We start from the raw sequence: 24,272 nt of genomic DNA on the forward strand, positions 1-24,272 counted from the left end.
AGTGAAAGGTCACTGTGATGGCCCCCCAGACGCCTGTGCCGGTGCGGCGCGCCCTGATTTCCGTTTCGGACAAGACCGGCCTGCTCGATCTTGGTCGCGCGCTTGTCGCCCATGGGGCGGAGATCCTGTCCACCGGTGGATCAGCCCGTGCGCTGCGCGAAGCAGGTATCCCGGTCAAGGACGTGTCCGAACATACGGGATTCCCTGAAATCCTTGACGGCCGGGTGAAGACGCTGGTGCCACAGGTCCATGGCGGTATCCTCGGCCGTCGCGACCTGCCCGAACATCTGCGCCAGATGGAAGAGCACAAGATCGCGCCGATCGACCTTGTGGCGGTCAACCTGTATCCGTTCGAGGCCACCGTGGCGTCCGGCGCGGGTGCCGAAGACTGCATCGAAAACATCGATATCGGCGGTCCGGCCCTGATCCGCGCTGCGGCAAAGAACCATGACCATGTCGCGGTCCTAACCGATCCGGCGCAATATGCCGATATCATCACCGCCCTTGGCGAAGGTGGCACCACGCTGTCGCAGCGCCGGGGGCTGGCAGGTGCGGCCTATGCCCGCACGGCTGCCTATGACGCCGCGATCGCGCAGTGGTTCGCCGGACAGCGCGACGACCTGCTGCCCGCGCGCATGACGGTGGCGGGTGTGCGTCGCGAAAGCCTGCGCTATGGCGAGAACCCGCACCAGAAGGCGGCGTTCTACACCGACGGCACCAACCGTCCGGGCGTTGCGACCGCGCGCCAGATCCAGGGCAAGGCGCTGTCGTACAACAACATCAACGACACTGACGCCGCGTTCGAGGCGGTGGCCGAGTTCACCGACCCCGCCATCGTCATCGTCAAACATGCCAACCCGTGCGGCATCGCCGTCGCCGCGACGCAGGCCGAGGCCTGGGACAAGGCCCTGAAATGTGATCCGGTTTCGGCATTCGGCGGCATCGTCGCGCTGAACCGTCCGCTGGAGGCCGAAGCGGCGGCAAAGATCGCCACCATCTTCACGGAGGTCATCGTCGCCCCCGACGCGACGGAGGAAGCACGCGCCATCCTCGCGAAGAAGAAGAACCTGCGGCTGCTGCTGACGGGTGCGCTGCCTGATCCCACGGCGGCCGGCATTGTCGTACGTTCGGTGGCCGGTGGCTTCCTGGCGCAGACACGCGACAATGGACGTGTGGACCGTGCGGACCTGAAGGTCGTGACCAAGCGCGCCCCGACAGATGCGGAAATGGCAGACCTGATATTCGCATTCCGTGTAGCAAAGCACGTGAAGTCGAATGCCATCGTCTACGTCAAGGATCAGGCGACAGTGGGCATCGGCGCAGGCCAGATGAGCCGTGTCGACTCGGCCCGCATCGCGGCGAGCAAGAGTGCTGACGCGGCGAAGGCGGCGGGCGAGGCACAGCCCCTGACACAGGGCAGCGTGGTGGCCTCGGACGCGTTCTTCCCGTTCGCGGACGGGCTTGAGGCCGCGATCGCGGCGGGCGCCGTCGCGGTGATCCAGCCGGGCGGGTCCATCCGTGATGATGAGGTCATCGCTGCCGCTGACAAGGCGGGGATTGCGATGGTCTTCACAGGTATGCGCCATTTCCGGCACTGATCCCACATCACGGGGACTTGCCTGTCGCGGGGCGAGGGATATCACTAGACACCGCCCCGGCATCGCGACAGGCCGGTGGATGCAGACGAAAGACGAGATCCGGCATGCATATTCATCGGCGTTCCCCCCTTTATGTGACAGCGGCGCTCGGCCTTGTGGCCAGCCTCGCGGGCGCACCGGCCATCGCCGCGTCCAAGCCCGCGGCGGAGGCTCAGCATGCCCCGGCGGCGACACCCGCCGCCCCTGCCACTCAGCCTTCGCAGGTGCAGGCGACCTCGGCATTCGATTATTCCCCCCTGCCGGTTGTGACGGGGACGGTGGCGCAGTACCTGCTGACCAGCACCGGCGACGTGGCGGGACTGCTGCTGTCCGACGGGACGCAGGTGCTGTGCCCGCATCGTCTGGGCGACGCCGCGACGCAGGTTGTGCGTCCTGGTGAACAGGTCAGCGTCAGCGGCCTGAAGGGGCGTGTCCACCCGATCGTGCGCGCCTATGCCATCAGCGGGCCGCGTGGCCGCCGGATTGCGGACGAACCGGGGTCGGAAACAGCCCTGCCGCCCTCCAACATCGGGCCCGACGTGGCGGTGGACGGGACTGTTCTGGCGCAGCTTTATGATATCACCGGCGCGGTGCAGGGTGTGGTGATGCGTGACCATTCGCTCGTTTACGTGGGGCGCGCCAATGCTGTGCGCCTTGCCAACTGGCTGCGTCCGGGGGCCACGCTGCATGCGATTGGTACCGGCGTGAATGGCGGGCGCGGCACGGCGATCAACGCGCGTGAGATCGGGCCGGATGTCAATCAGGCGATCCACATTGTGCCAGCCGATGCACCGCCGCCAGGTGCTTTCCCCGGAAGTGCCGCCTATGACCGGATTCCTGGCAGCGACACGTCCGCGGAATAAGTTTTGGTTTTCTCCTGTTTTGGACAGGCGAAAATGCCATGTTTTCATGCACTGACCCAATATTGTCATGCTTTGCTGGACGACGCTTGCTTGACAGGTTATTGCAGCATCGTTAGCTAGCGCCTGCACCCATCGGGAGGTGCGAAAATGGACACGGACAAAGATCCATCCGGTACGTCCTTTGACCAACGCCTGCACGCGGCACGGACCCGGCTGGAAAAGCCGGAAAATGCAGCGCAGGCGAAGGACACGGGACGGGGGTTTTCGGAACTGGGGCTTATGCTCCGTGCGGGAACCGAACTGGTGTCGGCCCTTATTGTGGGGGTAGGCATTGGCTGGGGGCTGGATCACTGGTTGCACCTGCGGGCGGTGTTTCTTGTTCTGTTCTCGCTTCTCGGCGGTGCGGCAGGTGTGCTTAATGTCTGGCGTCTTGTCAGGCCCGATGCCATAACGGATGGCGATTCGGGTTCCTGATTGGGAACCGGGCAGAGATATTTTAGGGAAGAACGAAGTTGGCGGCCGGATCATCCATCGACGCGCTCGGTCAGTTCGAGCTCCATCCTGTTCTGGGCGCTCTTGGGGAGTCCCTCAGATTCAGCCAGTCGCCGCTGATGATGATTGTGGCATCCGTCATCGTGCTGGCGTTCCTGTATGTCGGGATGCGCCCCGCAGCCGTGGTGCCCGGTCGCCTGCAGGCCGCGGCCGAGATCTGCTATGACTTCATCTACAACATGGCCGTTGACACGATCGGTTCGGAGGGACGCGCGTTCTTCCCGTTCGTGTTCACCCTGTTCTTCTTCATCCTCGCGGGTAACTATCTCGGCCTGCTGCCTTTCTCTTTTGCCTTCACCAGCCATATCGCCGTGACCCTGGCGCTGGCGCTGATGGTGTTCTGTCTCTCGATCATCGTGTCGCTGAAGGTGCAGGGGGCGAAGTTCTTCGCCCATTTCATGCCCGCCGGTGCGCCCAAGGCGCTGGCGCCGCTGCTGATCCCGATCGAGATCCTTTCTTTCCTTTCCCGTCCCGTGAGCCTGTCGATCCGTCTGTTTGCCAACATGGTCGCCGGTCACGTGATGTTCGACATGTTTGCCGCCTTCACGATCATGCTGGCTGGTCTGGGCCTGTTTGGCGATGTCATCGCCGTGGGACCGATCGTCATCAATGTCGCGCTGATGGCTCTCGAATTGCTGGTGGGCGCACTGCAGGCCTATGTGTTTGCCATCCTCACCTGCATCTATCTGCGGGAGGCCGTGGCCCACTGAGGGCCACCATCTTCCGTCATTTCATCCAGAACGTCTGAAACAAGGAAAAACTGACATGGATATCGCAGCCGCCCGTGAAATTGGTGCCGGTATCGCCGTTATCGCCCTCGCTGGCGTGGGCATTGGCCTGGGTAACATCTTCTCCACGCTGGTCAGCAGCATCGCGCGCAACCCGTCCGCACGTCCGCACGTGTTCGGCCTCGGCATGCTGGGCTTTGCCCTGACGGAAGCCGTCGCCCTGTATGCGCTGCTGATTGCGTTCCTGATCCTGTTCGTCTGATACAGGAGGGGTGCGTGGTGCGTTCCACGGTGTATAAAAACATCCGCAGGGTGGCGTCGCGCGCGGCGGCACCCGTGCTGGCCCTGCCATTGATGGCCATGGTTGCACCTGGCGCACGCGCCGAGGGTATGCCCCAGCTTGATTTCGGCAATCCCTACGTCATCGGTCAGGTGGTGTGGGGGGCGGGCATCTTCCTCATCCTTTACCTGTTGCTGAGCCGTTCGGCCCTGCCGAAGGTCGAAAAGGTCCTGAGCCTTCGTCGCCAGACGATCGAGAATGACCTTGAGATCGCGCATAAGGCCAAGTCCCGTGCCGATGATGCGGTGGCGGAGCTTCGCCAGGCCCGCAAGGACGCCATGGCAGAGGCGCAGGCCAATGTTGACAAGGTCGTGGAAGAAGCCCGTGCCGCTGCTGAAAAGCAGGCGCAGGAAATGAATACGCGACTGGGTGCCGAAATCCGTGAGGCGGAAGCCCGCGTTGCCCTTGCCCGTGAAACGGCGCTGGGGTCGCTGCGGCAGATTTCCACCGATACGGCAGAAGCCCTGATCCATCAGATATCCGGCATTTCGGCCCCTCTGGACGTGGTGACGTCCAAGGTTGACGGTGTCGCGACGGCCCGTGGTTTTTAATGGGCCCCCTCTACAGACAGGTCCGTAGTCATGTTGCATGAGCCCCGTTTCTGGTCGGCTGTTGCCTTCTTCCTGTTCTTCATCCTGTTCGGCGCAAAGTTGTGGCGTCCACTGAGCGCTGCGCTTGATGCACGCGCGCAGAAGATTCGTGCTGACCTTGATGAAGCCGCGCGCCTGCGCCGCGAAGCGGAGCAGATGCTTGAGGATGCCACGCGGGAGCGTGAAGCCGCGCTGGCGGAAGCCCGTGCAATGGTCGAACATTCCCTGCAGGAAGCCGCCCGTATCGCGGCACAGGCCAGCCAGGATGCCGATGATATTGCACGTCGTCGCGAACAGATGGCCCGCGACCGCATTGCCGCAGCCGAGCGTGGGGCAATCCGTGAAGTGCGTGAAGCCGCCATCGACATCGCGATGCAGGCCACGCGGGAAACATTGGCGGCGTCGTTGTCTGCCGATGGGGACAAAAGCCTGATTGACAGTGCCATTTCGGGGCTTCCTTCGGCCCTGTCCCATCGCGCAGCCTGAACCGGGTGGCGGAACGCTGAGTTCTCCGACCCCCCATAAGGACGATACGCCCGTCCTGTCCATTGTGTCGGTTGTTCTTGACGAAGCGGCGAATATTCGTCCCGTCTGTCTTGAACTGGCCGACGCTTTGGCACAACTGCCCCCTGCTGAAGTCATTTTTGTAGATGATGGCAGCACGGATGATACCCTTGCCCTTCTGATGGCTGTCCGGGCTGAAGGCATCCTGCCCCAACTCAGGATTCTTTCCCATGATCGCCGCCTGGGCAAATCCGCAGGATTGCGGACGGGGATCGAGGCCGCGCGCGGGACATGGATCGCCACACTTGACGGTGATGGGCAGGATAACCCCTTCGAATTCATTCGTATGTTTGAATTGGCGCAGCAGGCCCCCGGGCGGGCGCCGCTGGTGGTTGGCGTGCGTGCCAAGCGGCAGGATCGCCTGTCGCGACGGGTGGCAACACGCTTTGCCAATGGATTGCGCAGCCGCCTTCTGGATGACGGGTGTCCCGATACGGGGGCGCCTCTGAAACTGTTCCTACGGCAGGATTTCCTGCGCCTGCCACAGTTTGAGGGATTGCATCGTTTCCTGCCGTCCCTGATGGGCCGTCATGGCGTGCCGCTGGTCTGCACGCCGGTCGGGCATCGCGGCAGATTGCATGGGCAGTCGAAATACACGAACCTCAATCGGGCGCTGGTCGGGATTCGTGACGTTCTTGGTGTCATGTGGCTGAACAACCGCGCCAGGATCCCGGATCATATTACCGAACGCTGAGAGGTTGTTTGAAAAGTCAGGCGCGATAACAGACTGAAATTATAAAGGTTTTTGCTGAAGCTTTTTCTAAAAAGCTTCAGAAGACGCTGCCTTTTTGAAAAAAGGCGGCACCCAAAAACTTTTCTTGTTGTTTATCAATGATTTGTTTTCAAACACTCTCTGAGAGGGCGGTGCGATGACACGCCTGACGCTGCGCCATTATATTATTGTCGCTGTCTCGATCTTTGTCCTGTTCCTGCCTGGTCGCGCGTCACTGCCGCCACTGGATCGTGATGAACCCCGTTATATGGAAGCAACGGCCCAGATGCTCCACAGCGGCGATTACGTCGATGTGCGCTTTCTGGATCAGCCGCGCTATCTGCAACCGGCCGGGATCTATTGGCTGGAGGCTGCGGCTGTCAGCCTGACGGGCATGCGCGATGCCCATGCAACGTGGCCGTACCGTATTCCCTCCCTTTTGGCGGTAACGGCGGCTGGTGTGTTGACGGCATGGATGGGGGCGACCCTGTTTGGTCCCATCTGTGGCCTGCTGGCGGCGGCGCTGCTGGCGGTGTCGGTGTTGATGACGGCCGAAGGGCGTATGGCGACCATCGATACGACGCTGCTGCTGTCAATCCTGCTGGCGCAATGTGGGTTACTGCGTGCCTATCTGGATCGGGAGCGTGACGTGCCGACGCCTCTTGCTGCGGCGTTGCTGTACTGGACGGCACTGGGATGCGGGTTAATGCTCAAGGGGCCAGTGGTGCTGATCCCGGGGTTTGGCACACCGATCGCCCTTGCCCTGATTGAGCGGCGTACTGACTGGTGGCGTCGCCTGCGTCCGGCGTGGGGATGGGGGGTGATGCTGGTGATTGTCGTGCCGTGGTGCGTGGCGATTGGCGTGGTCAGTCATGGCGATTTCTACAGTCGCGCGGTGGGACATAATTTCCTTGGCAAGGTTGCCAGCGGGCAGGAATCCCATGGCTTGCCGCCCGGCTATCACTTGTTGGCATTTGCTATTGCGTTCTGGCCCGGCTCTTTGTTCGCAGCGATGGCGCTTCCCTTCGTGTGGCAGCAGCGGCACCAGCCACCGGTGCGGTTCCTGATCTGCTGGATCGTGCCGCACTGGCTGGTGTTCGAGGCGATTGCGACCAAGCTGCCGCATTATGTACTGCCGACCTATCCCGCCATCGCCATCCTGACGGCGGCGGCGATCGTGACCATGCCCCAGGGCTGGCGGTGGCCGCATTCCCTGTGGGGGCGGGGGCTGTTACTGGCCTATGGCGTGGTTTGGCTGGGTGTGGGTTCTGTCCTTGCGCTGGCGGGACCGGTCCTGTTGTGGCGGATGGAGGGCATCATGTCGCCTGCCGCCATGACGATCACGGCAGGGGCGCTGCCGTTGTTGATGGCGGCGGCGTTGCTGCTGGTGCGTGGCGCGGTGCTTCAGGCGGCCATGGCGTCGGTGGCGGCGGCTGTCATCATCCATGTGGGCCTGTTCCTTGCCGTCATTCCCCGGCTGGAGACGATCTGGTTGAGCCCCCGTCTGGCGACACTGGTGGCGGCGCACCGTCCCTGTCCCACCACGATGGTGGCGTCGGTTTCGGATTCAGAGCCAAGTCTTGTCTTCCTTTTGGGGCAGGATACGAAGCTGATGCGACCGGAACTGGCGGCGGGTTTCCTGCGCCAGCATGGGAAATGTGCGCTGGTGCTGGTGGGGTCAAAGGATCTACCCGCGTTTGAAGGTGGACTGGAACATGATGGCCTGCATGTCCGACGGTTGGGGATGGCCAGCGGGCTGAATTATTCCACGGGGAAGCATCTGGAGATCGGATTGTATGGGATGCAGCCGTAAGGATATGCTTTTTATGGATGAAAGTATTTGGCTGTATTTCTGAGAGACTGTTTGAAAACAACTCATTGATAAAAAACAAGAAAAATTTTTGGGTGCCGCCTTTTGATCGAAAAAGGCGGCGCCTTCTGAAGCTTTTTAGAAAAAGCTGCACCAAAAACCTTTATAATTTCAATCTGTTATCGCGCCTGACTTTTTAAACAGCTTCTGAAAAACACATCGTTTTTTGAAGGTTTTTTGTGAAAACCTTTGTCCAATACTCCTTTGCTAATTTCTGAACGTTATGAAATGGCCGGTTTTTATGAAGACAGGCGTTCTGGTTCTTTTTTGCCAAAGGACTGGGCGGCCAATGGACCGGTCACACCTATGTGCCATCAGGCATGGTTGACGCGTCACCAGATTTCCCATCATCTGCATCAACCGGGGTGTCCGCGATGCGGGCTGAGATCACACCCGTTGAACCTGACCTGGGTCATGCCAGCGTAGGGAGAAAAACGGCATGCCGGGGCTGAGCCCTCCATGCTGGCTTCCCCATGCGGTCCCTGCCTGGTTTTTTCCCGGGGCGGGTGCGTGAAGGGCGGGCGATGATGAAGGCCATACTGTTACGACTTGCATGTCTCCTTATCATGATGGGTGGCATCGGCACTGCGCATGCCGCCGATGCGCCACGTCGTGTCAACGTGATTCTGGATTGGTTTCTCAATGCCGATCATGCGGCACTCCTTGCCGCACAATATGGCGGGGCGTTCGCACGGCATGGTCTTGATGTCCATCTGATTGCGCCAGCCGATCCGGGTGCTGCGCCCCGCCTTGTCGCAGCGGGGCAGGCAGACCTGGCTGTTTCCTATCAGACGCAGCTTGGCATGCTTTTGGAACAGGGGATTCCACTGGTGCGGGTGGGCACGTTGATCGACACGCCGCTCAATACCCTGATCGCGGCAGGGGATATCCATTCTCTGGCTGACCTGAAGGGCAAGGTGATTGGTGTTTCCCTCTCGGGCGCGGATGATGCGATGCTGGCGACCATGTTGTCCACTGTCGGGGTGGGGATGGGGGACATCCATCAGGTCAATGTCAATTTCCAGCTTGAACAGGCATTGATGTCGCATGCCGTTGATGCGGTGATGGGGGCCGTGCGGACCTATGAACTCCTTGACCTGAAACAGAAAGGGATGACCGTTACTGCCTTCTTCCCTGAGGAGCATGGGGTGCCCTTGAATGATGAACTGGTGTTCCTTGCCGCGCGCGATCACATACGTGATCCATGGGTGCGCGCGTTCATGGCGGCGCTGGAGGAGGGGACGAATACGTTGCTCAACCATTCCGACGAAATCCTGTCGAAGGCGATTGCCGATCATCCAGAACTCGATACGCCATTGAACCGGGCGGCATGGCGCGAAACCCTGCCACGACTGGCAAAGCAGCCCGCGCTGCTCAATGCGCGGCGATATCGTGCGTTCATGGCGTTCCAGCATAGTCATGGTGTGATCAATCATGAGGCGGCACTGGAAACCTACGCCGTTGATCCCTTTGCATTGGTTGCGGATGTAACGTCGCGGGCACAAGAATAAAAAGAGATCTCCTGAATGGAAAAATACGTATAACATATTGGGATATAGTTATTTTTTTGAATATTTGTGCAAACTCTTCAAAAGAGGGCGCGTGTTGAGAAAAAAGCGCTGTCCCACTCAAATGCGCGTTGTTGCCATCAATTTTCCTGCAACCTGCCAGTCAGTCGGCCATGGCGATGCGCTTTCATGGGACATCTGCCTGAATATCCATGCAATCAGAGGAAAAACCCCCTAACATGAAGGGGATGGGGCACGAGCATGTCCCGGCCTGTATTCAACATAGTCGCAAGAGAACGTATCTCATGAAAATAGCCCAGTGGATGGAACAGTCAGGTGTGGCATTCGGGACCAGCGGGGCGCGCGGTCTTGTTACCGCGATGACGGATGCCGTCTGTTTCGCCTATACCGTGGGATACCTGAAACATCTGGCGACATTGGGTGAATTCGCGCCGGGGACACAGGTCGCGGTGGCGGGGGACCTGCGCCCCAGCACGCCGCGTATCCTGCGCGCCTGTGCCGCGGCGATTGAATGCCTGCATGGCGTACCGGTATTTTGCGGGTTCGTGCCGACCCCGGCGCTATGCCTGCATGCCTTTGCGCGGGGGATTCCCTCTCTGATGGTGACCGGCAGCCATATTCCTGCTGATCGTAACGGTATCAAGTTCAACCGGGCGCGGGGCGAATTCCTCAAGACTGACGAGGCCGCGATGCGTGAACAGGACGCCGTACTGCCCGCAGGCTGGTTCAATGCCGATGGTGAGCTTGTAAAAATGCTCGAACTGCCTGCGATCACGGATGTGGTGCCGGATTATGTCGCGCGGTATCGGGATTTTTTCGGCCCTGATGCCCTGTCGGGCCTGACGTTGGGGATTTATCAGCACTCTGCCGTGGGACGCGATGTGCTGATGCTGGTGGTAGAGGCGCTGGGCGCGAAGGCGGTCCCGTTGGGACGTTCGGATACGTTCATGCCCGTCGATACCGAAGCCGTGCGCCCCGAGGATGCTGAACTGGCGCGTGAATGGGCGTCGGACGGTACGCTGGACGCCATCCTGACAACGGATGGGGATTCCGACCGCCCACTCCTTGCTGACCGGCATGGAAACTGGCTGCGTGGCGATGTGCTGGGCATTCTGGCTGCGCGTTTTCTCAACGCAGCGGCGGTGACAACCCCCGTCAGCAGCAATACCGCGTTGGAGCAGGCCGGATTTGCCCGCGATATCCGTCGCACGCGCATCGGGTCCCCCTTTGTCGTGGCGGCCATGACCGAGGCGGCGGCAGCCGGGCTTGTCCCCTCCGTCGGGTATGAGGCAAATGGCGGGTTCCTGCTGGCAAGTGATGTGCATCATGAAAACCGCACGCTTGTGGCGTTGCCAACACGTGATTCCGTGCTGCCCATGATCTGTGCGCTGGTTGCGGCACGCCGGGTTGGCACGGATCTGGCTGGCCTGGTCGCAACGCTGCCGCCACGTTTCACGCTGAGTGATCGCCTGGTGGCCATGCCCACGGAAAAGAGCAGGGCGCGTATTGCCGCGTTGGGCGACAGCCCATCGGCAGGGGCGGCGGCATTGGGGTTTGTCGCCACATGCGGGGAGTTGTCGCATGTGGATCGAACGGACGGGCTGCGTATGACCTTTGCCAATGGGGAGATCATTCACCTTCGTCCGTCAGGCAACGCCCCGGAACTGCGTGTTTATGTAGAAGCCGACAGCCCGGAACGTGCTGGCAACCTGCTACAGACCGGGCTTGGTGCGGTCAGTGCGTGGCGCGACGAAGCCTCCTGAACGGAAGCAGGCGTCTGGGGAAATGAAACAGGAGGCTGTCTGCAAAGTCTGTCCGAAAAAAGACCGTGCAAGCATAAGAGACTGTTTGAAAACAAATCATTGATAAAACATAAGACAAGTTTTTTGGGTGCCGTCTTTTTTCAAAAAGGCGGCGTCTTCTGAAGCTTTTTAGGAAAAGCTTCACCAAAAAACTTTATGATTTCAGGATGCTGTTGAGCCTGACTTTTCAAACAGCTTCTAAGTTTAAGGTGTCTCGGCAGGCTTTTTTGCAGATAGTTTCAAGAGACGTTGCTTTTGAACAAGCAACGTCTGGGGATGTCTGGTTACTTCTTATGCGTGGGATATTAAGGGAGGTTCCCGCAAAGGAACGCTCACTAATCCACCTGCGTGTATTTATGTGGCAGGAAAGTTGTCACCCGCAGGCCATGCCATGCGACGATACTGTCACCAAGGAACATCGCCAGTGCGCCGGCCGTACACATCAGGGCATTGCCGAACATCAGCACCAGCCACCATGCACTTGCGGAATCACGCACGCTGCCGACAAACAGGGCGAAGGCCGATCCGCATGCGGATGCGCCGCCGACACCGGCGAACAGGATGGATGCGTCAAGCAGTAATGTGCGGTAATGCAGGTGGCGCAACCGTCGCATCAGCATGCGGCGGCCTGCGTCATCCTGATCGGCGGCATCAAGTTTATCGCGTATGTTTTCGATATGGTCGCTGACACGGGCAAGGCGCGTGTTGAACAGGCCGAGCAGCGTGCCAATGCCCGACAGCATGAAAACCGGCGTCAATGCGGTCTGGATCAGGTGGGTGGCGCCGTCAATGGACTCATCAGGTAAAAGGCCGGGAAGAAGGGTCACGAACGGGGGGTACTCCAGTCTTGGCTTGGGGAACAATATCACGAAGGGTCGGATTGTGTGGCTATGGCGCGTATCGTCAAGGGGGAAATGTTTCGTTTTTGGTCCGATTTCTGCCAAAAAAGGCCATTTTCCCAGCCTGATAGGCCGAAACATGCGTGCTGCTGATAAAATGGGCGCTCTTCTGGTATGGAAGGGGCCTGCATATCGCCTGCCACGGGAAAGGACGCCATGTCACATAATTATGCCACGCCCATGACGCCGGAAAAACGTCTGGCGCGTGTCCTGTTGCGCATTCCTGCCGATTGGTCCATCCGGGTCGAACGGTGTGGGGCGGATGGGGATACAATGTCGTGGCGTGCGGCTGTCGCCCCGCAGCGGGGTGCGCAGGAAAGTGAATGGTGCACCGGGTATCCCACGATGGTCGATGCGCTGGAGGCAGCATGGCGACATGCGCGCCAGCAGCAATGATGGGCGGTCCAGAAATCTGCCTGACAGGAGAGAGGTTTTTGGTGAGGTTCTTTTAAAAAAGCGACATCCCAAAACTTTCTTTTTTATCAATCCGTTATTTTCAGATGCCCCATCGATTGACGACGCATGCCACGGTCATGCGATCAGGGATCGGCATATGCGCGGATATGGGGTATCTGCCGTTTCGGCGAACGCCACAATAACAGACAGTGCCATGTCACGGCACGCAGGAGGACAGAGTGCGGGTGCTGGTCACCGGAAGCGCAGGTTTTATCGGATTCCATGTGGCGCGTCGCCTGCTGACGGAAGGGCACGAAGTCATCGGTATAGATGGCATGACGCCTTATTATGATGTTGCGCTAAAGCGACGTCGGCATGCGCTCTTGCGCGCTTATCCCCGCTTTGTCGCCCATGAAATCATGCTGGAGGATCGTGCGGCACTGGCCCGTGTGGTGGAGGGCGCGCGGATCAGTGTCATCATTCACCTGGCGGCACAGGCGGGGGTGCGGTACGGCGCACATCGGCCTGATACCTATATCGACAGTAATGTCGTTGGCACATCCAACCTGATTGATCTGGCACGGGGTATGGCGCTGGATCATTTCGTGTTGGCCTCCACCTCATCCGTTTATGGGCCAGCAACGGATCTGCCCTTTATCGAGACTGAACGCTGTGATTATCCCCTCAGCCTCTATGCCGCGACCAAGAAGGCAACTGAAGGGCTGGCCCACTCCTTCTCCCATCTGTCGGGTACGCCCGTGACGGCACTGCGTTTTTTTACCGTGTACGGTACATGGGGGCGGCCCGACATGGCGTTGTTCCTGTTTGTGGATGCAATCCTGCGGGGGCATGCGATTGACGTGTACGGCAACGGACAGATGGAGCGTGATTTTACCTATATTGATGACGTGGTGGAATCCGTCCTGCGCGTGCTGCCCTGCATACCGGTGCGTGGGGATAAAGCGACGGGATGCAGCCCTGTTGCACCGTATCGTGTGGTCAATGTGGGTAACGGGCAACCTGTGCCGCTGATGGATTTTGTCCATGCGATCGAAACGTGCCTTGGCCGTACCGCCCGGACCAACTTCATGCCAATGCAACCGGGGGATATGCAACGGACATGGGCTGACGCATCCCTGCTGGAACACCTGACGGGGTTTCGCCCAAAGACATCTCTACGTGTGGGGGTGGCGCGCTTCGTGGCCTGGTACCGGGATTATTATGCCCGGCATGACGCATGAAGATGCACGACAGGTGCAGGAAATACAAATCACACGATTGTTTGTACACACGATTGTTTGAACAGATTTATTGAATATGTAGTTTCACTGCAACTGTCCAAGTTAAAATCAACGTTACGATCACATTTTCATGATGCTGATTTTAACGTTTCTGGTGTCATTTCAGGCCCCCTGAAGTCAGGGGGTATTTTCCAGATTTTTCCATAACGTACTGATTTAACGTCACATGACAAAACGTGAAAACAATAGTTTTTATATGGAAGTTCTTTGTCATCTGCATATATCGCACCTGTTGCTGTGCCCAGGTGCGCACAGACAGTTGATATCCCTGATTCGTGTCATCAACATCTGGTGTGGTGGTGGGAACTTTTACGATTCAGTCGGAACAGAATTCTTCGCGCAGGGTGCATGGCATGGTCATCGCGCAGGGAGGGGACGCCATTGACCCGTCGGATCATATCCAACAGAAATGCCCTGAAGCGCTCACCCCCAAGTTTCAGGCCCGGATAGTCAGGCGAATTACACGGAAGGAACGATCAGATGTCGGCGAAAAGGTTGGCCAGAATAGGAGCCGTTGTCGTTCTGACCGCCAGTGCCGGGCACCTGATGGAACCGCGTGAGGCACGGGCCGATGATTATAGCGACCTGCTCGATATCCTGCGTGCCAAAGGCAGCCTGACGTCCAGTGAATATAAGGGCCTGCTTGCCAAGCATCTGAGCCATGCGCGCGCTGAGGCGACCACCACCCGTGGCAGCCGCATGGCCGCGACGACCCGCCATGTCTCGTCCGCACGCCCGGCGGCCCCGGGAACGCCGGATAATCCCATCCATACCGTGCTTCCTGGCGAGGTTGGCATCGGTGGCGCGGACGAGACGGCGGACATGGTGACGCAGGCCCGCGCGGCGGCAGCTTCCGCCGCGCAAAGTGCAGAGGCCGCGCGCACGGCCATGCTGTCAATGCAGCCCGGTGGCCCCGCTTATGGCGAGGGATTTGTCCGCATGGAAAAATACGTGCCGGGCAAGGGCCTGACCTTTGACGCCGGGCCGGTCAAGATCAACCTGTCGGGTTTCGTCAACGGGTTCTATACCTTTAACAGCCCGGGCCGTGGTGGCATCGTCAATGGTGGGGTATCCACCGGGGCGAACGGGTTTGATTCCTCCGCCCTGCGTAACGGCCTGTTGCCTGCGGGCCTGATCCTGAAACTGTCCACGACGCAGGCTGGCATTGACATGTCCGCCGTCATGGGGATGTATCCGGGCATTGATAATAACAAGCCCGGCGCGATGAACGCCAATTCCGGCGGCAGTCCGGTGGGCCTTGGCACCGCGGGAATCGATTTTCGTCAGGTGTTCGTGACGGCGGGCACGAAATCCTTCGGCACGATCAAGATCGGGCGTGACCTTGGCATCTTTGGCGGGGATGCGATCCTCAATGACGCGACCCTGCTGAGTGTCGGTTCCACCGGCAGCAACACAGCACCGGGCAATACGTCGCTGGGCCGTATCGGTGTTGGTTACGTGTATGCCGACTGGATCCCGCAGATTTCCTACCTGTCGCCCAAGGTCGGTGGCTTCCAGGGCAATATCGGTATCCTGCAGCCGCTGGACGAGTACAATTTTGCAGGCGACAACCTGTCCGCCGGATCGACCCAGCACAGTTCCCCCATGGTGCAGGGCAAGGTTACCTATGACTTCAAGGTCGGTGGCCTGAGTGCCCGTATCTGGGCCAGCTTCCTTGTACAGCATCAGCAGGACCTGACCCGCAGTCAAACGACGACCGTCACCACCGCCCTGCGTGAGGTGACGACCGGCGGCATGGATGGTGGAATCTACAACATGGTCCAGACCTCGACCTCCACCGTGCCGGTTTCCGAAGGCGAAAAGCGCGGCGTGATGGCCGAAGCGGGCGAAATCGGCACCAAGCTGACCTATGGCCCGTTCCAGGGCGTGGCATACTACTATCGCGGTAGCGGGCTTGGCACGACGGGCCTGTTCTTCGACGGTGTGGCGTCGAACGGGCATAAGCGTGCGTCCGAAGGCTACTACCTGCAGGGGATGTATAACGTCACCAAGAAGATCAAGCTGGTCGGAAGCTATGGTGTCAGTAACCTTTATGAAGCGCGGGGGGAAAACGATCCCAGTCTTGTCGCGCGCAACGAGTCCGAAGTGGGCGCCCTGTTCTACAGCCTGACCGACTGGCTTAACATCGTGGGTGAATATGCCCATACGGAATCCAAGGCACATGGCCCGGCACGCGCCACCGACAACACGGCCTCGGGCGGTGCCATCCTGCTGTTCTGATCTCGGGTAACATTATGAATTGTAAAAGTTTTTGGTGAAGCTTTTTTCAAACGTCTTCGAAAGACGCCGCTTTTTTGAAAAAACCGGCACCCAAAAACTTTTGTTTGTTATCAATGTGTTGTTCCCAAGCGATCTTTACGCCCTGTCGTGCAAGGCAGGGTATCCCTTCTGTTAAAGGTGCCTGAAAGCGGGTAGAAGACTGACCGCAGCACCATTTGCACAATGGGAAGGGAGAGCAGGGGATGGGCGGTCCAGAGACCATGCAGGAGGCGGACCAGCAGTCCGTAGCAGGGACGGGCGTCATTGCGTGGATCGACCGTCGCCTGCATGTGGTCCGATGGTTCCGGGCCGAATATGTGGATTATCGCATGCCGCGCAACCTGAACGGGTTGTGGAATTTCGGTGCGATCCTGTGTGTTGTTCTCGTCCTGATGCTGGCGACGGGCATCTTCCTTGCCATGAATTATACCCCTGCCGCTGCTGGGGCCTTTGCGTCGATCGAGGTGATCGAACGTCAGGTGCCCGCCGGCTGGCTGTTGCGGGCGCTGCATATGACGGGGGCCAGCCTGTTCATGGGGGCGCTGTATATACACCTGTATCGGGGATTATATTACGGGTCATACAAGGCCCCGCGCGAGATCCTGTGGCTGACGGGCCTTGTGCTGCTGGTCATGACGATGGTGACGGCCTTTGCCGGGTATGTCCTGCCATGGGGGCAGATGTCGTACTGGGGCGCGGACGTGGTGGGCAAGGCGGTCGGGGCCATTCCGGGTATTGGTCCCGGACTGGAACATGTGATGGAAGGCAGTGACGCGTTGGGGGATGTGTTTATCCACCGATTCTTTGTGCTGCATTTCGTGATGGCGTTTGCGATCGTGGCGATCGTGGGGCTGCATGTGGCGGCGTTGCATATTTCGGGTTCGAATAATCCACAGGGGGTGGAGCCATCTCAACCTTCCGATACGGTGCCCTTTCACCCATATTACAGCAGCAAGGACATGGTGGGCCTTATGCTGTTTGGCATCGTGTTTGCCGCGCTGGCTTTCCTGTGGCCGGACCTTCTGTCGGAACCGGCCAATTATCGCCCGGCCAATCCATTGCATACACCCACGGATATCGAGCCGGAGTGGTACTTCCTTCCCTTCTATGGAATCCTGCAATCCGTGCCGTCGAAGTTCGGGGGACTGCTTGCCTCTGCCGGGGCGGTGCTGGTCCTGTTCGCTGTGCCGTGGCTGGACCCTTCACCCGTGCGTTCTGCCCGGTTTCGCCCGGTGTGCCGCATCGGCCTGTTTGGGTTGGTGGTGGCGTTCGTGGTGCTGGGGCTGGTCGGACGGCATCATGCGGCAGGTGCGTGGATGATCGCGGGACGATGCGCCACGTTGTATTATTTTGGCTATTTCCTTGTGCTGCTGCCATTCGCGCCACGTTTCGAGAAGACGCGGCCGCTGCCGTCCTTCCTTTCCTGAGGCGGCAGGAATTATGTTTCCTGTGATCTATTAAAGACTGTTTGAAAAGTCATCCTCGATAACATACTGAAATTATAAAGGTTTTTGGTGAAGCTTTTTCTAAAAAGCTTCAGAAGACGCCGCTTTTTTGAAAAAAGGCGGCACCCAAAAACTTTTCTTATTTTTTATCAATGAGTTGTTTTCAAATAATCTTTTAGAACTGGCGGAGTCAAGGGCGGAGCCTTTGCCTTGTTTCCATCTTCTGCCAGGCGTGTGATATCCGGGCGCTGCCCGGACCCGGCAGGGATTGCGATCCCTGCACCCTGATCTGTTAAAAGTTATGGTTTCCAAAGGTCTGTGATCTTTGGCGGGTCAAGGGCAGAGTCCTTGCCTTTCCCCTGTCGCCCACCGGTAATGCGATATGCCCTTTCCGTCGCCGCCATCTGCGGATATGAAATCCTCATGACAGACAATACCGACGACAGCGCAACGCCTGCGTCAGGCGGTGGGCGACGTGACTTTCTGGGCATGGTGACAGCCGCGACCGCCATCACCGGTGCGGGTGCGTGCCTGTGGCCGTTCCTGCAAAGTCTGGCGCCGCGTGACAGTGCGGCGGCGCATATGCCGGTCAATGTCGATATCTCGCACCTGCAGGCGGGGCAGCAGATCGTCGTGACATGGCAGGGGCGACCCGTCTTCATTACCCATCGTACACCCCAGGCACTTGCGCGGATGCAGCAGCCCGACATGGCGCGGCGCCTGCGCGATGAACATTCCACCGACCGGCAGCAGCCCGCCTATGCCACCAACTGGCATCGTTCCCTTGTGCCTGAATATGGGGTTGTAGTGGGGATCTGTACGCATCTGGGCTGCATCCCGGCCTATCGTCCCCTGCCGGAGGGAACGGGGGGGCATGACTGGCCCGGTGGTTATGCCTGTCCCTGCCATGGGTCGATGTTTGATCTTGCAGGGCGTGTATTCAAGGGCGCGCCCGCACCTTACAACCTGCCTGTCCCGCCTTATTCCATGCCGACGCCCACAACCATTCGGATCGGGGCGAATCCTGATGGGCAGGAGTTTGATTTTACGACGATATTGCAGATATAGGACGTGGTTTCAGGGCGCGATGCAAAGTCCCTGCTGTCCATCGGCAATAGCATGCAAAGTGCGCCCCAGTTCGGTCTTGATCATACGCCCCGCCCAGTGGCGGAGTTGCTGTGCATTGATGTATCCCATCCTGAATGCGACTTCCGCAGGGGAGCCGACCAGCATTCCCTGACGTGACTGTATCGTCTGTACAAAGGTGCCGGCCTGCATCAGGCTGTCGGGCATGCCCGCATCCAGCCAGGCACAGCCGCGACCCAGCGGCTCCACCCGCAGCGAATGTTCCTGCAGATAGATTTTGTTCAGGTCAGTGATTTCCAGTTCCCCGCGTGGCGAGGGCCGGAGGCGGCGGGCAAATTCACTGACCCGTGCATCATAGAAGTAAAGCCCCGTCACGGCCCAGTTGGAATGGGGGATGGGGGGTTTTTCAACGATATCAACGGCTGTTCCATCCGGGGCAAAGGATACAACGCCATAGCGTTCAGGATCACGTACCTGATAGGCAAAGACCGTGGCCCCATGTTCCTGTTGGGCGGATTTTTGCAGGATCTGCGACAGGTGATCGGCAAAGATCAGGTTATCGCCAAGGATCAGGGCACATGGCGCATTGTTGATCCAGTCTTCGGCAATCACGAAGGCCTGGGCAATCCCATCGGGGGAGGGCTGCTCGCGATAGGAAAAGGAGACGCCATATTGTGATCCATCCCCCAGCAGGCGTTGGAACTGTGGCAGGTCCAGCGGCGTGGAAATGACCATGATGTCACGGATACCCGCAAGCATCAGGGTCGATAGCGGGTAATAGATCATGGGTTTGTCATAAACCGGCAGCATCTGTTTGCTTGATGCCAGTGTCATGGGATGCAACCGGGTGCCCGACCCACCGGCCAGCAGGATGCCCTTCATTGGCTGGGAAATGGTCATGTCACCTCCATGATGGGCGCGCGGCCCAGGCGTTGTCCCGCGTAACGTTGTGCGCGCAGACCCCGCCACCATGCGGCATTGTCCAGGTACCATTGGATCGTTTTACGCAATCCCTGCTCGAAACTGTGCCGTGCCCGCCATCCCAGCATGTTTTCCGCATGGGATGGGTCGATTGCATAACGGAAATCATGTCCCGGCCGGTCCTGTACGTGATGGATCAGGCGTGCATGTGGACCTGTCGGATCGGGATGGAGTTCATCAAGGATGGTGCACAGGGCCTGTACCACCTCCATGTTGGTACGTTCCTGCCGTGCGCCGATGGCATAGGTTTCGCCGGGTCGCCCCTGTTCCACCGCCAGCACCAGGGCCTCGGCATGGTCCTCCACAAACAGCCAGTCGCGGATGTTCTGTCCCGCGCCATAGACCGGCAGGGGTTTGCCCTCCACGGCGTTGATGATCATCAGGGGGATCAGCTTTTCCGGGAAATGCCAGATGCCATAATTATTTGTCGTGTTCGTTACAAATGTCGGCAGGCCATAGGTGTGATGCCATGCCCGTACCATATGGTCCGATGCCGCCTTGCTGGCGGAATAGGGGCTGCGCGGGTCATACGGGGTTGTTTCCGTAAAGGGCGCGTCCTGCGCGCCAAGTGCGCCGAATACTTCGTCGGTGGAGATATGGTGGAAGCGAAAGCGTGCCTGCGCCGCCCGGTCCAGTGCCTGCCAGTAGTGTCGTGCCGCATCCAGCAGGACCGACGTGCCCATCACGTTGGTGCGGACAAAGGTGTCCGGCCCGTCGATGGAGCGGTCTACATGGCTTTCTGCGGCCAGGTGCATGACCGCATCCGGCTGGTAATGTGCAAACAGGCATGCCATGGCGGCAGGATCGGTAATGTCGTGCCGTTCAAAGCGATAGCGTGGGTTCGTGGCCGAATCCTCCAGTGCTTCACTGCTTGCGGCATAGGTCATGCAGTCCACGTTGATGATTTCATGTGTGGTATGTCGGATGACGTGGCGCACAACCGCCGATCCGATAAAGCCACATCCACCAGTCAGGAGAATTCGCATGTATAATCCTGCATGTATGCATATACTGTTAAAATATTTCTGATAAATATGCTTTCAACTAAGCAGGGAAAGCACAGGGGATATGAATGTTTTTTATCCCGTAATTCATAATATATCGTTACTTTTTAGGGGCCGTTCAAAAACGGCCGATTGATAAAAAGTACGAACATTTAATGCGTTATCTTATGTTTTTGGAAATATGAAGATATTTAAAGACGTTTTGAAAATATTTACCAAAAAACTTTATTATTCCAGAAGGTTACTGCTCCGCCCTGCTCAAACAGCCTGCTTGGCGTAGGCGCAGATCGGGTCTTCATGCGACCATAATGCAAATATCTGTCTGGATAAGGAATGGTTGGAAAAACAGGTGCTGCAAGACATGCCGCGATCACACAGGCACCTGTGGCAAGGTGCCTGTGTCGCTGCCCTGCAGACTGCCCCGACCAGGAGGGTCTGTCAGCGTGATGCAAGGAGCTCCATGGCGCCCCCATAGATGTGATACAGCGAACTGGCAGGCATATGGTCGGTCAGGGCCACGCCATGTACATCAAGGCGGTCAATCCATCCCCCCCGCAGGCGCGACGGGGCATAATGTTCGAAGAAAAATGCGCTCTGCCGTTCAATGAAACCAGCGGCCTGCGTGTCCCCCCCCCGTGCGCGCAAGGCCAGGATGCGCAGGAATTCGGTCTGTGGCCAGATGCGGGTGGAGGTTTCAAGTTGCGTACCATTTTCGGTTATCGCGTCACAAACCACCAGGGTGCGGGTATTTACCCCATATGCCATGGCGGTTTCCGCCAGCCTGTCTTTCGCATCCAGCACCCGGTCAATATTGGGGTCATCGGGGGCAAGGCGGGCGAATTCGCAAAAGAGCCATGACCATTCCAGCAGGTGTCCCGGCTCAACCCGGTTATGTCCCGTCGCCTGCAGGGGGGCCCATGTCCTATCAAGGAATTCGAGCAGCATGCCGGTGCCGGGCAGGATGAAATGATCCAGCGCCAGAGAGGCGACGCGGCGTGCGTGGTCCAGATAGAAACTGTCGCCCGAGACATCAAAAAGCGCCAGATAGGCTTCCAGCAGGTGCATATGCGGGTTCTGCCGGTGGATACTGTCGGCAGGGGGGAGGGTATCGCGATACCCGCCATGTTCCATCAGGAAAATCCGGTCGATTTCCAACGAAGTTTCCTGCGCGACGGCAAGGTACTGACGATCCTGCGATACGTGATAGGCCCAGCCATGGGCCAGCAGGATAAAGGCATGGGCATACAGGTCGCGCCGCCTGTCCGCCGGACGCCCATCCGGCCCGAGGGAGAATATCCATCCCGGCGCATCATCACTGCGCCAGTAACGGCGCTTCACTTCATGCAGGCAGCGCAGGGATCGGGCCGCCGTGTTGCCAAAACCATCAAGTTCCGCGCGGCAGTAGGTGGATACCTGACGTGCCTGTACCATCAGGCGCAATTCCGGCAGGGCAATGGGCTGATGGTCAAAGGTCAGGCGTTCATGGAACAGGGACCGATCAGTATCGAACCCGTTTTCCGACCATAGGGGAAGTGCGCTTTCCGATAGCCAGCGGCGCCACGTATCGTGTGACAATTCAATACCCTTTATCTTATTTATTATTGGGCAGTTTACACAAATGCAGGGCCACGCTCATGTCGCGGTGGCGCTTTGGGGCGTGGTGGCCTCGTCTCCCTGCGCCTTTTTGACAAGCGATGAGGTCGAGCGCCCCTGTACGATGTTCACCAGTGCCACACGGCCGCCATGCTGTTTGACGAAATCACCGCCGATCACCTGATCTTCGGTATAATCCGCACCCTTGACCAGTACGTCGGGGCGCAACTCCTGGATAAGGTCAAGGGGAGTGTCCTCATCAAACAGGATCACCAGATCCACATCACGCAGGGCGCCCATGACCGTTGCGCGTGCGATTTCGTCCTGGATCGGGCGACTTTCTCCCTTAAGACGTCTTATGGAACTGTCGGTGTTCAGTGCGACAATCAGCTTGTCACCTTCCTTTGCCGCCGCACGGATCAATTCGATATGGCCGGGGTGGATCAGGTCAAAACAGCCATTGGTAAAGACCACCTGCGCCCCATGGCGGCGCCAGTTGGTGACGATGTGACGGGCCTGTTCGACGGGTACCAAAGCGCCCGCATCATTCATTTCACTATGCAGTTCGGCGCTCAGTTCCGCGCGTGAGACTGTGGCCGTGCCCAGCTTGCTGACGGAAACCGCCGCCGCTGCCGCCGCGATCACGACCGCCGTTTCCATGGATTGCCCCGCGGACAGGGTGCTGGCGATGGTTGCAACGACGGTATCTCCTGCGCCGGAGACATCGCTGACCTCTGAACGGCGACCGGTCACATGCAGGCATTCGCGATCCCGCCGCCACAGGGTCATGCCCTCTTCGGACCGGGTGAGCAGGACATCCCCGCCGAACTGTCGTGATGCGGCCTGTGCGGCCTTTTCTATCTGCTGTTCCGTCACCAGCGGCAGGCCGGTGGCGCGCGTCAGTTCCGACCGGTTGGGCGTGATCAGGTCTGCACCGCGATAGGCCGCGAAGGTGGGGCGCTTGGGGTCCACGATGACGGGAATACCCCTTTTGCGGCCTGCCCGGATCACGGCATCCAGGACTTCATCCGACAGCACGCCCTTGGCGTAATCGGAACAGACCAGCGCGTCGGCTTCCGTCAGCGCATCAAGCGTGGCGGCAATCAGATGTTGGGGGGTCGTGGGGGACAGGGTGCCGACATGTTCTTCATCAATGCGGACGATCTGCTGGCGGCCGCTGATGATGCGTGTCTTGGTAATGGTCGTCCATGCGGGGTCTGTGACGAAATGGCGCAGGTTCACGCCGGGCCAGGGCGCCATGATGTCGCGCAGTGTATCGGCCGTACGATCCTGTCCCACCACGCCGATCAGGTCCACCGTACAGCCCAGTGCGGCCGCATTGGCGGCAACATTGGCCGCGCCGCCGGGAACCGCGACCTGATGGGAATGAAGGAGGACCGGCACGGGGGCTTCGGGCGAAATACGGTTGACCGTGCCGAAGACATATTTGTCCACCAGCAGGTCCCCGATGATGCACAGGCGGCCAAATTTAAAATTCTCAATCATTCCACGTCGCATGTCCATGGATTGGGGAAAGGAAGCAGGTCGTTGTAGCATGGGGGCACCGCAGTGGGTTCCCTGTATGTATGACCGCTTATATGGCGTTGCTGGCTATGCGGTGTGGGGGGCGCAGTGTTTGTGATGTCATGCATGAATCACAGGCCCCCAACGTGACGGGGCTTTCCCCCGTGCATATTGATGATGCCGTTACGATTCAGGGAAACGGCAGAGCTCATTATTCCTTCAAACCCGCCTGTGGAGATATGCCGCTGTAGCATAGGCCAAAATCACGGGGAAACAATAAGGGCGGAAACGGGGGCCATCATGACGAAACGCATCGCGCGGGCATCTGGCGGCGTGTGTCATGTTCGGGCCGACTGGCGCAGGGCGCTGCGTAACCGGTGACGCCCGGTGTCATCGCAGCCTTGGTGCGGCAATCGAACGGTCAGCATCACATCCATGCCATGGGCATATGAAGCAAGCTGCATTTTAAGGAAAGTGGCGCACCCGAAAGGACTCGAACCTCTAACCCCCAGATTCGTAGTCTGGTGCTCTATCCAGTTGAGCTACGGGTGCGCTGTGAGGCGGCTTTTAACCTGA

General features: G+C 58.9%; 21 protein-coding genes, 1 tRNA gene and 1 riboswitch. Of the genes, 16 read left to right on the forward strand and 6 right to left on the reverse strand.

From position 1 onward, the window contains the following. The first annotated feature begins 17 nt into the window (after positions 1-17). The 11 genes from purH to IFJ82_RS01145 all read left to right on the forward strand — a co-directional run bounded on the left by purH (position 18) and on the right by IFJ82_RS01145 (position 11,148). Positions 18-1,598, forward strand: coding sequence for a bifunctional phosphoribosylaminoimidazolecarboxamide formyltransferase/IMP cyclohydrolase (gene purH / locus IFJ82_RS01095; RefSeq protein ID WP_003616723.1), 1,581 nt, complete (start codon positions 18-20; stop codon positions 1,596-1,598). A 104-nt stretch (positions 1,599-1,702) separates the two neighbouring features. Beyond that, positions 1,703-2,500 carry a hypothetical protein gene (locus tag IFJ82_RS01100; RefSeq protein WP_075595470.1) on the forward strand — a complete coding sequence of 266 codons (798 nt, stop codon included), beginning with the start codon at positions 1,703-1,705 and terminating at the stop codon, positions 2,498-2,500. Between the two features lie 147 nt (positions 2,501-2,647). Next, complete coding sequence (locus tag IFJ82_RS01105) at positions 2,648-2,974, forward strand: AtpZ/AtpI family protein (RefSeq protein WP_003616720.1); 327 nt, start codon at positions 2,648-2,650, stop codon at positions 2,972-2,974. 38 nt (positions 2,975-3,012) lie between these two features. Continuing rightward, complete coding sequence (locus IFJ82_RS01110; protein WP_040510302.1) at positions 3,013-3,762, forward strand: F0F1 ATP synthase subunit A; 750 nt, start codon at positions 3,013-3,015, stop codon at positions 3,760-3,762. 55 nt (positions 3,763-3,817) lie between these two features. After that, positions 3,818-4,042 carry an ATP synthase subunit C family protein gene (locus IFJ82_RS01115; RefSeq protein WP_003616715.1) on the forward strand — a complete coding sequence of 75 codons (225 nt, stop codon included), beginning with the start codon at positions 3,818-3,820 and terminating at the stop codon, positions 4,040-4,042. A gap of 14 nt (positions 4,043-4,056) precedes the next feature. Next, positions 4,057-4,671: a F0F1 ATP synthase subunit B family protein gene (locus IFJ82_RS01120; RefSeq protein WP_003616707.1), complete on the forward strand. Its 615-nt coding sequence runs from the start codon at positions 4,057-4,059 to the stop codon at positions 4,669-4,671. A 30-nt stretch (positions 4,672-4,701) separates the two neighbouring features. Continuing rightward, entirely contained in the window at positions 4,702-5,196 is a 495-nt protein-coding gene (locus tag IFJ82_RS01125) for a F0F1 ATP synthase subunit B family protein (RefSeq protein ID WP_003616705.1), read from the forward strand. Positions 5,197-5,212: 16 nt separating this feature from the next. After that, on the forward strand, positions 5,213-5,968 hold the full coding sequence (locus tag IFJ82_RS01130; protein WP_075595524.1) for a glycosyltransferase family 2 protein: 756 nt from the start codon (positions 5,213-5,215) through the stop codon (positions 5,966-5,968). 175 nt (positions 5,969-6,143) lie between these two features. Continuing rightward, a complete protein-coding gene (locus tag IFJ82_RS01135; RefSeq protein WP_192265311.1) occupies positions 6,144-7,799 on the forward strand; it encodes an ArnT family glycosyltransferase in 1,656 nt (551 codons plus the stop codon). Between the two features lie 408 nt (positions 7,800-8,207). After that, positions 8,208-8,302, forward strand: a riboswitch (TPP riboswitch). An 81-nt stretch (positions 8,303-8,383) separates the two neighbouring features. Continuing rightward, positions 8,384-9,367, forward strand: a complete 984-nt coding sequence (locus IFJ82_RS01140) for an ABC transporter substrate-binding protein (protein ID WP_048859202.1) — start codon at positions 8,384-8,386, stop codon at positions 9,365-9,367. A gap of 320 nt (positions 9,368-9,687) precedes the next feature. Next, positions 9,688-11,148: a phosphomannomutase gene (locus tag IFJ82_RS01145; protein ID WP_003616696.1), complete on the forward strand. Its 1,461-nt coding sequence runs from the start codon at positions 9,688-9,690 to the stop codon at positions 11,146-11,148. 374 nt (positions 11,149-11,522) lie between these two features. Here IFJ82_RS01145 and IFJ82_RS01150 read toward each other — a convergent pair whose 3' ends face one another. Continuing rightward, positions 11,523-12,014: a DUF2721 domain-containing protein gene (locus IFJ82_RS01150; protein WP_003616693.1), complete on the reverse strand. Its 492-nt coding sequence runs from the start codon at positions 12,012-12,014 to the stop codon at positions 11,523-11,525. A 228-nt stretch (positions 12,015-12,242) separates the two neighbouring features. Between IFJ82_RS01150 and IFJ82_RS01155 the strand changes: the two genes are divergently transcribed. The 5 genes from IFJ82_RS01155 to petA all read left to right on the forward strand — a co-directional run bounded on the left by IFJ82_RS01155 (position 12,243) and on the right by petA (position 18,576). Then, complete coding sequence (locus tag IFJ82_RS01155) at positions 12,243-12,482, forward strand: hypothetical protein (RefSeq protein WP_040511205.1); 240 nt, start codon at positions 12,243-12,245, stop codon at positions 12,480-12,482. Positions 12,483-12,721: 239 nt separating this feature from the next. Beyond that, positions 12,722-13,723, forward strand: coding sequence for an NAD-dependent epimerase/dehydratase family protein (locus tag IFJ82_RS01160; RefSeq protein WP_003616689.1), 1,002 nt, complete (start codon positions 12,722-12,724; stop codon positions 13,721-13,723). Between the two features lie 540 nt (positions 13,724-14,263). After that, positions 14,264-16,024, forward strand: coding sequence for a porin family protein (locus tag IFJ82_RS01165; protein ID WP_192265313.1), 1,761 nt, complete (start codon positions 14,264-14,266; stop codon positions 16,022-16,024). A gap of 242 nt (positions 16,025-16,266) precedes the next feature. Continuing rightward, the gene (locus tag IFJ82_RS01170; protein ID WP_062809718.1) at positions 16,267-17,490 is read left to right on the forward strand and encodes a cytochrome b; all 1,224 of its coding nucleotides are present in this window, start codon (positions 16,267-16,269) and stop codon (positions 17,488-17,490) included. A gap of 441 nt (positions 17,491-17,931) precedes the next feature. After that, positions 17,932-18,576: a ubiquinol-cytochrome c reductase iron-sulfur subunit gene (gene petA / locus IFJ82_RS01175; protein ID WP_192265315.1), complete on the forward strand. Its 645-nt coding sequence runs from the start codon at positions 17,932-17,934 to the stop codon at positions 18,574-18,576. 9 nt (positions 18,577-18,585) lie between these two features. Here the strand turns inward: petA and rfbA are convergent, their stop codons facing one another. The 5 genes from rfbA to IFJ82_RS01200 form a co-directional block, all read right to left on the reverse strand. Then, entirely contained in the window at positions 18,586-19,494 is a 909-nt protein-coding gene (rfbA, locus tag IFJ82_RS01180; RefSeq protein WP_040510293.1) for a glucose-1-phosphate thymidylyltransferase RfbA, read from the reverse strand. Next, complete coding sequence (gene rfbB, locus IFJ82_RS01185) at positions 19,491-20,561, reverse strand: dTDP-glucose 4,6-dehydratase (protein ID WP_192265317.1); 1,071 nt, start codon at positions 20,559-20,561, stop codon at positions 19,491-19,493. Before rfbB ends, rfbA begins: the two co-directional genes overlap by 4 nt. A 456-nt stretch (positions 20,562-21,017) precedes the next feature. Beyond that, positions 21,018-22,154 carry an AGE family epimerase/isomerase gene (locus tag IFJ82_RS01190; RefSeq protein WP_075624931.1) on the reverse strand — a complete coding sequence of 379 codons (1,137 nt, stop codon included), beginning with the start codon at positions 22,152-22,154 and terminating at the stop codon, positions 21,018-21,020. 57 nt (positions 22,155-22,211) lie between these two features. Beyond that, positions 22,212-23,678 (reverse strand): D-glycero-beta-D-manno-heptose 1-phosphate adenylyltransferase, encoded by a 1,467-nt coding sequence (gene rfaE2, locus IFJ82_RS01195; protein WP_003616677.1) that lies wholly within the window; start codon positions 23,676-23,678, stop codon positions 22,212-22,214. Between the two features lie 493 nt (positions 23,679-24,171). Beyond that, a tRNA-Arg gene (locus IFJ82_RS01200) sits at positions 24,172-24,248 on the reverse strand. Positions 24,249-24,272 lie beyond the last annotated feature (24 nt).

The sequence above is a fragment of the Novacetimonas hansenii genome, from assembly GCF_014843995.1.
GTDB classification, from domain to species: domain Bacteria; phylum Pseudomonadota; class Alphaproteobacteria; order Acetobacterales; family Acetobacteraceae; genus Novacetimonas; species Novacetimonas hansenii.